The following is an 8,931-nucleotide window of genomic DNA, read 5'->3' as shown; positions in this document are numbered from 1 at the left end:
CAGGAATACCTGGCACCACTCGCCCGGTGAAAAACCGAGGTCGCTGGTCTGCCCGTTGAAGAGCAGCACGATGCGGAGTACGAGCCCCGCGACGATCGTCAGAATGGATATTTTAAGATAGAGGCCTGAGACCAGGTTGAGACTACGAGACATGGGATGGCAGCACTTTGGTTTAAAATTTTTGCAAAGGTAATATTTTTACCTCCTGTTGCAAACAAAAAGGCAGCCGTTTTCACGGCTACCTTTCATTCTGTCGGATGGGGGCTTATTTCGCCTCTTCCTTTGCGGGGCGCATGATGACTTTCACGAGGTTACCGTCGGAAAGCACCTTCTTGGCCATGGCCTGTACGTCGGCGTCGGTCAGCGTCTTGAGCACCTCTTCGTAATCGGCCAGGTAGTCGAGCCCCGAGCCGTATTTGCTGTTGAGGTAGTTCATCCAGCTGGCATTCTGTTCGAGGCTGTTTTTCCAGCTCTTGAGCATGAACTCGCGGTTTTTCTCGATGTCTTCGCTCTTGGGGCCGTTGGCGGCGATCTCTTCGATCTCCTTCATTACGATCTCGCGCAGCTCGTCGGCCATCTCCTCGTTGGTGTCGAACGAAATGGTCATGTTGTAGGTCTCGCTCGGGATGTATTCCGTCGAACCGGATACTTGTACGCCGTACGTGCCGCCCTTCTCCTCGCGGATCGAAACCAGGTAGCGCGAGTTGAGCGCCTGCGTCAGGAACGACAGGGCAGCCTTGTTCTTGAGCGTGTAGGGCATCTCGCCGGAGAACATGTAACGTACCGAAACCTTGGGTTGTTGCATCGAGGCCGTGAAGTCCTCGGTCACCTCGCCCTTCACGGGATCGCATTTGTCGTCCGCGAACGTCATCGGTTTCTTCGAGGTCGGGATCGAGCCGATATATTTTTCAACGAGCGGTTTGAGCGTTTCGAGGTCTACGTTGCCCACGAACTTGAATACGAAGCTGTTGGCATCCGGATAGAGTTTCTTGTAGATGGCCGGCAGCGCCTCGAAGCTGAACTTGTCGATGATCTCGGTCGAAACCATCTGGCGGCGCGGGTTGTTGCCGTATGCCACGTCGATGAACTTGTCTTCCATCAGGTAGTCGGGGTTTGACTTGACGTTCTCCAACTGTGCGCGCAGCATCTTCATGAGCGTGTTGTAGTCGTTCTCGTCGAAACGCGGCTGCGTGAAGTTGAGGTAGAGCAACTGGAACATCGTCTCCAGGTCTTTGGGCGAGCATACGCCGTTCATGGCGCTGGCGTAGTTCTCCACCGAAGGCTGAACCGACGCCGATTTGCCCGAAAGCTGTTTCTTGAGGTCGGTGGCCGAGAATTTGCCTACGCCCGACATCGAGTTGAAGGCGGGCATCATCTCGCCCATGTAGAACTCCTCGTCCGAGAGGATCGACAGGCCGCCCTTGGCCAGGGCGCTCATGCGAACCTCGTCGGCTTTGTAGGTCGTGGGCTTCACGATGACCTTCACTCCGTTGGCCAGCGTCCATTCCGTCGTGCCGTACTCGGCGTTCTGCGCGGTCTTCTTCACGGGCGAACCTTCCAGAGTAGTTCCTTCGGGGATCAGCGGTTCCTTGACCGTGTTGTCCTCGTATGCCTCGATCTCGGCTGCGGCGACCTTGTCGCGGATGGCGAGAATCTCCTCGGTCGTCGGATTTACGACACCCTCCTTTTCAGGTGCCGTGATGACGATCACCTGGTTGTTGGGGTAGATCGCCTGCTGTGCGAATGCGTTGACCGCCTCGACGTTGAGCGCCTTGATCAGCATGCTGTCCAACTGCCATTCGGTTTCGGCGTCGGGCATGGGCGTATTCTGCTGGTAGTTATCCAGGTAGGTCTGTACGAACTCGGCGTTGCGGCGGTCGTTGCGGTTCGTGTACGAACGCTCGGCGCGGCGCATCAGGTCGTTCTGTGCACGCTCGAATTCGCCCTGCGTGAAGCCGTGGCGGCGCACCTTCTCCATCTCCGTGTAGAGGGCTTCGAAACCCTGCGCCAGTTTGCCATCCTGCGTCATGGCGACGAAAATCGTGGCCTCGAGCGTCGGGATTACGCCGATGCTGCCCGAGTTCATGCCTGCGCCCAGGAACGGGGCGTCGGGCTGCATCGAAATCTCCTGCAGACGGGCATTCTCCATCGTGGTCATGTAAGCCTGTACCACGTCGAGCATCTCGCCGTATACCAGGTTGTTGTACTGCTCGGGTACGGCCGGGCGCTTTACGAAGACCTGCACGCGCGAACCCTGCATTTCGGGGTCGGTGTAGATGCTGACGATCGGCTCTTCGTTGTCGGGCACCGTGATCACCTCTTTCTGTGCGGCATCGGCGGCGGGGGCCGGAATATCGCTCATCAGCGTTTTGAGCTTGTTTTCGACGGCATCGACGTCGATGTCACCCACGATCACGACCGCCTGATAGTCGGGGCGGTACCATGTGTTGTAGAAATCCTCCAGTTCCTTGTGCTGGAAGCCTTTCAGCCCGTCGAGATAGCCGATCAGGTTGCGGTGCTCGTATTTCGTGCCCTTGCCCAGCGCCTGGAGCATCTTCATGGTCGAACGCCACGAAGCGTTGTCGCGGGTGCGGAGCTCCTCCATGATCACGCCGCGCTCCGAGTCGATCTCCTCGGGCTGGAGGGCGATGAAGTGCGACCAGTCGTGCAGGATCAGCAGCGCACTGTCGATGATGCCCTCGCGTGAGGTCGGGACGTCTTTCATCATGTACGAAGTCATGTCCCAGCTGGTGCCGGCGTTGAGGTTGGCGCCGAATTTCACGCCTACCTTCTCCAGGTATTCGATCATCTGCTTGCCGGGGAGGTTTTTCGTGCCGTTGAAGGCCATGTGCTCGAGGAAGTGGGCGAGGCCCTGCTGCGCGTCGTTCTCCTGGATGGCTCCCACGTCGTGCAGGATGTGGAAATCCGCCTGTCCTTTCGGCTTTTCGTTGTGGCGGATGTAATAGGTCATTCCGTTTTCGAGTTTACCCGTCCGGACATCCTTGTCCGCCGGGATCGGCTCCATCGGGTTGAGCTGGGCCATTGCGCTCGTCATTGCGAAGGCGGCTGCAACCAGCATTGTTAATTTTTTCATAATCGATCGTATTAGGGTTTTTGTGTTATTCTTTTTCTGCGGGCAGGTCGGGGCGGTATTCGATGATGTCCCCCGGCTGGCAGTCGAGCTCGCGGCAGATCGCTTCGAGCGTCGAGAACCGGATGGCCTTCGCTTTCCCGTTCTTGAGTATCGAGAGGTTGGCGGGCGTAATATCCACCCGTTCGGCCAGTTCGCCGAGTGACATCTTGCGCTTGGCCATCATGACGTCTATATTGATTATTATAGCCATAATGTCGTCCCCCCCCCTTTAATTGTCTGTATCGTTGCCATGCTATGTTACTTATTTTAGATAGTCAGTTTCTGCTCTTCGCTCAGTTGTGTCCCGAGGGAAAGCACCTCGGCCATGAAGAGGAACAAAATACCGACGATCACATTCCAGTAGCTCAGCGGAAATGTCCCCACGACCTCGAAAGAGGTGCCTTCGAGCAGTCGTGCCGCCTCGGTGTTGCTGATGTATTTCATCAGAGCCTCGCTTAGTTCCGCTACGAGGATCAGGATGCCGATGGCGCGCGTACGCAGTATATTGCTGTGGCGCAGCGGCTGTTCGTCGCGGATCGACTTGCGGAGCGAATTGATGATCAGGGCTATCAGCACGAGGATCGTCAGGTAAGAGAGGCCCGTTATCACCATCAGCAGGTAGCAGTAGACATTGTTGCCCATCACCTTGAACGCGTTGCCGAGCGTGTAGGCCTCGTCCACCTGTACGCGCAGGTCTATCCGGCTGATTGTCGGTTCGATGCTGGCCGGGAGCCCCTCGATCACGACCGGCTCGGCGGCCTTGCGCACTACCGGGGCGGAGACGTAATAGGAGCGTATGCCGCCTTGCGGGATCTCGATCTCCAGCGTGTCCTGCGCATCGCGCCATCCGCGCGAGAAATCCGGGACGAAGCTCGCTGCGAAACCTACGATCAGCGCCGCGAAGTAGATGATGTAGATCAGCAGTAAATGCCTGTGCAGTCTTTTTTTGTTCTGCATGCTTGTTCGTTTTTGAGTTTCGATAGTGCAAAATTAGTATTTATTTTCGAAAAACAAATAATATTTATCGTTTTTCGATAAAATAATTGGTCGCGGATAAAAAAGGACGGCACCAGCGCCGTCCTTCGCCTGCTGTGGCGCGTATTTATTCCACGTTGTCTTTCAGTTGTTTCCAGAACGAGGCTTCGATGGCCATTGCGATCGAAGCGGCCAGCACGAAGAGTACGAACATCACGACGAAGGTGATGAAGGCGATAGTCGTCCCTATGTTTAGGTAGGGTATCCAGATAGTTACCAGCCACAGGGTCACTGCCACGACGATCGGGGGGCGTTCTTGACGCCGATTTCGATCGAATCCTTCAGGGTTTCCGCGAAGTCGAGTTTCTTCATTTCCATAACTAACGCTTTTATTGAGGGTTAATGTTCAACCAAATATACGAAAAATTCTTATCTTTGCCGCCATGCAACGCTAAATATCAATTACATGGGAGAAAAATCGCATTATAATTACCGTGTCGAACCGCAGGATGTGGATTTCACGCTCCGGGCCACGATCCCGTCGCTGGGCTCGGCGATCCTCAATACGGCGGGCATCGACGCCCACGGCAAGGGTTTCGGGGTCGACGCCCTCAATGCCGACAACCATTCGTGGGTGCTCTCGCGCATGGCCGTGGAATTCGACTGCCAGCCAGGGCAGTATACCGACTATACGATCGCCACGTGGATCAACGAATACGGGCGGGTGCTCTCGACGCGTAATTTCACGCTGACCGACGCCGCGGGCAACGAATTCGGCCGTGCGGTGACGCAGTGGGCGATGATTGATCTGAAGAGCCGTTCGGCGCTCGACCTGTCGTGGGTGGGAGACGCCCATGCCGAAGCCATCGTCGATGCCCCTTCGCCGACCGACAAGCCGCGCAAGATCCGCGATGTCAACCCGGCGCAGACGGTCATGCACAAGGTCGTTTACAGCGACATCGACTTTAACCGCCATGTCAATACGATGCGCTATATAGAAATGATGATCGACATGCTGCCCCTGGAAATGCTGATGCAGGAGGCACCCGTGCGGTTCGACATCCATTTCCTGCGCGAATGCCGTTACGGGCAGACGCTTGCCGTCGGTTACGAACAACGCGGCCGTACGGCGCTGTTCGAGATACGCAGCGATGCCGGTACGGTGGCTGTACGTGCCTCTATCGAGTGGAAATAGGCCTGCGGGGAATGTCCTGCCGGCACTCTGTGGAACGGGTTTTGCAGGTAGGGCTGCAAAACCTTTTTCATTATGGAAACCGCAGTCAAAACACAGAACAAGTATCAGGTGAGCATCGACCTGCTGAACGATGCCGTAGGTAAGGAGATCGCCACATCGCTCCAGTACATGTATTTCCACACCCATTTCGAAGATGACCGCTACCAGTACCTTTCGAAGATCATGCGTGAGATCTCGATCGCCGAGATGCGCCATATCGAGGAGTTCTCCGACCGCATCATGTTCCTGCAGGGCGACGTCGACATGAACGCCTCGTTCCGTACCAAGCAGGTGACCGACGCCAAGGAGATGCTCCGCCTGGCCATGCAGTTGGAGCAGAGCACGATCGACTCCTATAACGAGGCGTCGCGCATCGCCGCCGAACACAAGGACGCCGTGACGCACAAGATGTTCCAGGACATTATCGTCGAGGAGGAGGAACACCTCGATACCTTCCGCACCGAGTTGCAGCATATGCTCGACTACGGCGAGGAGTACCTGGCGCTGCAGTCCGCAGCGGGCAGCAAGCATACCGCCAAGAGTTTCAAACATACTGACGACGGCGAATAACCGTCCCTGGCCCGAGTCTGCGGGGTGCCGTTCGCGGCGCCCCGTTTTTTGTGCGGGCTTTTCCCGGTGAATCCCGTCCGGCAGGCTCTTCGCTGTGCGTTCTTCCCGCCGGACACTTGCCGCCATGCTTTCCCTGCCGGTTTTTCTCCGTGTGTTTTTCCTCCGGGCTCTTTGCTGCGTCTTTTTACGGAGCCTCGTCCCGGCCGGGAACCAGGCCGGGGCGGGTGCCGGACTGCCGGGATCTTCCCGTTATGCCCCTGCGCATGGAATCGCGGTGGTGCGAAAAGTTTGTCCTGTCCGTATATTTACGGCAAAAGAGACAGCCGTTTGCGCTATCTTTTCCTATATTTGCCGTATGAAGATTACGATTTTAGGCCCTGCGCACCCGTACCGGGGCGGACTGGCTTCGATCATGGAGATCATGGCCCGCACCTTTCAGCGGCGTGGGAACGAGGTCGACATAAAGACTTTCACGCTGCAATACCCTTCGCTGCTCTTCCCGGGCAAGAGCCAGACCGTATCCACGCCGCCGCCGGCCGATCTGCACATCTGCCGGTGCGTCAATACGGTCAACCCTTTCAACTGGGTGCGTATCGGTCGCCGGATATGCCGCGAACGTCCCGATTTCGTGCTGATGAAATACTGGACGCCCTTCATGGCACCCTGTTTCGGCACCATTGCCCGTTTCGCCCGCCGCAACGACCATACGAAGGTGCTCTGCCAGATCGACAACGTCGAACCCCACGAGCACCACCTGACCGACAAACCCTTCAACCGTTATTACCTGGGTGTCGTGGACGGGTTCGTCTACATGTCCGAGCAGGTGCACGGCGAACTGAAGGCATACAGCGATGCCCCGGCGCTGTTTTCCCCGCATCCGCTTTTCGAGAACTTCGGGGAGCGGGTCGCCCGCAACGAGGCTTGTGTACGGCTGGGGCTGGATCCGACGGTCGATTACGTGCTTTTCTTCGGGCTGATCCGCGACTACAAAGGGCTCGACCTGCTGCTCGACGCCTGGGCGGGGTTGCGTCGCCGGGGGCTTGCCGCGGGGCGCAGGCTGATCGTCGCCGGGGAATTTTACACCCCCAAGGAGCGTTACCTGCGGCAGATTGCCGACAACGGCCTGCAGGACGAGGTGATCCTCCACGACCGGTTCATTCCCGACGAACAGGTGAAATATTACTTCTCGGCTGTGGATTTCGTCGTCCAGCCCTATAAGACCGCGACGCAGAGCGGCGTGACGCAGATCGCCTACCAGTTCTGCGTGCCGATGGTCGTCACCGACGTCGGCGGTCTTTCGGAGATCGTGCCCGACGGTCGCGTAGGGTATGTCTGCGAGCCTACGGTGCAGGGCGTGGCCGATGCCATTGCGCGGATGTACGACGGGGATACGATCGAACGCTTCCGCCTGAACTGCATCGAGGAGCGCAAACGCTTCTCGTGGGAGGAGATGTGCACGCGCATCGCCGAGTTGTACGAAATGGTACGCTGATTCCGGATCGCGTGGCTGGGATTTTCCCCGAACCCTTGCCTCCGGAAAATTACAAAGGGCTGCCGTGCATTGCACGGCAGCCCTTCCGCTTCATTTATTCGTCGTAGTTTGGCTACTTCTTTATATTGGGCAGTTCGAGCCCGTAGTTCTTTTTCCGGTCTTCCGCCTTGAGCCACAGTCCCAGGAGCATCGCCGCGATGCCGCAGCTGGCGAAAATCACCATCGGGAGCGTATAGTTGTAGGCCGTGCCGTCCACATGCCCCGGGTTACTGAATTTGAGGGCGTAGCCGATGACAGCAGGGAAGAGGCAGAGGCCGATGTTCTGGATCCAGAAGATCAGCGAGTAGGCCGAACCCAGGTAGCGGGTCTCCATGATCTTGGGAACCGAGGGCCACAGCGCTGCGGGTACCAGCGAGAACGAGATTCCCAGGATGATGATGGCGCCGTAAGCGACGAGCGTACTCGGATAGGCCGGGAGCACGAAGGCGAAGATCAGGTGACATACCGTCATCAGGACGGCTCCGAAGATCAGCATCGTGGCGCCCTTGCCCTTGTGGTCGAGGTAGCTGCCCAGCAGCGGCGTGATGGCCGCGGCGCCCATCGGGAACCAGCGGAAGATGTCGGCGGCCGTTTGTGCCGTGACGCCGAGGTTGCTTTCCAGCATGTTCGTGGCGAAGCGCTGGAAGGGGAAGATCGCCGAATAGTAGAGCACGCAGAGTATGGCTACGATCCAGAATACCTTGCTGCTGAATATCTTGCCCAGGTCGCTGATGCGGAATTCCTCTTCGGAACTGTTGTTGCCGCGGGAATCCAGCCCGAGCTGTTTGTCCAGCTTGCGATCCATGAAGGTGAATACCGTGTAGGTGAGCAGTCCGATCAGCAGCAGCAGGGTACAAAATGCCACCGGGCGCACGACCGTTGCGGGAGCCATGTTGGCGAGCCACGGCGAGATGGAGAAAACGGCGAAGACACCCACACGGGCAATGGCCATTTCCAGCCCCATTGCGAGGGCCATTTCCTTGCCTTCGAACCACTTGGCGATCGTCTTCGAAACGGTGATGCCGGCCATCTCCATACCGCATCCGAATATCATGAACCCGAGCGATGCGAGTTTGGCACTGGCCGGGAACGATACCCACCAGCTATTGAGCCAAGCCTCGGCGCCAGTGCCGATGAAGGCGTCGCTCACGCCGTAATATTTGATGCAGGCGCCGATAAACATCAGGGATGCCGAGAGCATTCCCGTGAAGCGCACACCCATTTTGTCGAGGATGATACCTGCCAGGATCAGGAATCCGAAGACATTGAAGATGAACTCCGAACTTCCGTACATGCCGAACACGTCGGGCGTCCAGCCGCGCTGTGCCTCGATCATGCTCTGCAGGGGCGACATCATGTCCACGAACATGTAGCCGAAGAACATCGTCAGTGCGATCAGGATGAGCGCCGTCCACCGCACCCAGGCCGAGTCGTTGAGTTTCCGTTGGATAATTTCCGTCATTGTATATTTGTAATTAGTTAATTAAA

Annotated in this window: 8 protein-coding genes; 3 read left to right on the top strand and 5 right to left on the bottom strand. The window is 57.3% G+C overall.

The features are described from left to right. Positions 1-265: 265 nt before the first annotated feature. The 4 genes from QVP03_RS07880 to QVP03_RS07865 all read right to left on the bottom strand — a co-directional run bounded on the left by QVP03_RS07880 (position 266) and on the right by QVP03_RS07865 (position 4,406). Positions 266-3,079, bottom strand: a complete 2,814-nt coding sequence (locus QVP03_RS07880) for a M16 family metallopeptidase (RefSeq protein WP_022332962.1) — start codon at positions 3,077-3,079, stop codon at positions 266-268. A 40-nt stretch (positions 3,080-3,119) separates the two neighbouring features. Then, complete coding sequence (locus QVP03_RS07875; RefSeq protein WP_055203307.1) at positions 3,120-3,344, bottom strand: helix-turn-helix domain-containing protein; 225 nt, start codon at positions 3,342-3,344, stop codon at positions 3,120-3,122. 56 nt (positions 3,345-3,400) lie between these two features. Then, a complete protein-coding gene (locus QVP03_RS07870) occupies positions 3,401-4,090 on the bottom strand; it encodes a DUF2975 domain-containing protein (RefSeq protein WP_022332960.1) in 690 nt (229 codons plus the stop codon). Between the two features lie 145 nt (positions 4,091-4,235). After that, positions 4,236-4,406, bottom strand: a complete 171-nt coding sequence (locus QVP03_RS07865; protein WP_229107370.1) for a hypothetical protein — start codon at positions 4,404-4,406, stop codon at positions 4,236-4,238. Between the two features lie 168 nt (positions 4,407-4,574). On the opposite strand from QVP03_RS07865, the gene QVP03_RS07860 reads away from it, so the two are divergent. The 3 genes from QVP03_RS07860 to QVP03_RS07850 all read left to right on the top strand — a co-directional run bounded on the left by QVP03_RS07860 (position 4,575) and on the right by QVP03_RS07850 (position 7,404). Continuing rightward, positions 4,575-5,303, top strand: a complete 729-nt coding sequence (locus QVP03_RS07860) for an acyl-[acyl-carrier-protein] thioesterase (RefSeq protein WP_022332957.1) — start codon at positions 4,575-4,577, stop codon at positions 5,301-5,303. 72 nt (positions 5,304-5,375) lie between these two features. Further along, positions 5,376-5,912: a ferritin-like domain-containing protein gene (locus QVP03_RS07855; RefSeq protein WP_022332956.1), complete on the top strand. Its 537-nt coding sequence runs from the start codon at positions 5,376-5,378 to the stop codon at positions 5,910-5,912. Between the two features lie 355 nt (positions 5,913-6,267). After that, positions 6,268-7,404 (top strand): glycosyltransferase, encoded by a 1,137-nt coding sequence (locus QVP03_RS07850; protein WP_022332955.1) that lies wholly within the window; start codon positions 6,268-6,270, stop codon positions 7,402-7,404. A 112-nt stretch (positions 7,405-7,516) separates the two neighbouring features. On the opposite strand, the gene QVP03_RS07845 is transcribed toward QVP03_RS07850, so the two are convergent. Further along, the gene (locus tag QVP03_RS07845) at positions 7,517-8,905 is read right to left on the bottom strand and encodes an MFS transporter (RefSeq protein WP_022332954.1); all 1,389 of its coding nucleotides are present in this window, start codon (positions 8,903-8,905) and stop codon (positions 7,517-7,519) included. Positions 8,906-8,931 lie beyond the last annotated feature (26 nt).

Source organism: Alistipes sp. CAG:29, from assembly GCF_000435435.1.
GTDB classification, from domain to species: domain Bacteria; phylum Bacteroidota; class Bacteroidia; order Bacteroidales; family Rikenellaceae; genus Alistipes; species Alistipes onderdonkii.
This window is presented reverse-complemented; position numbering and strand designations above follow the sequence as displayed.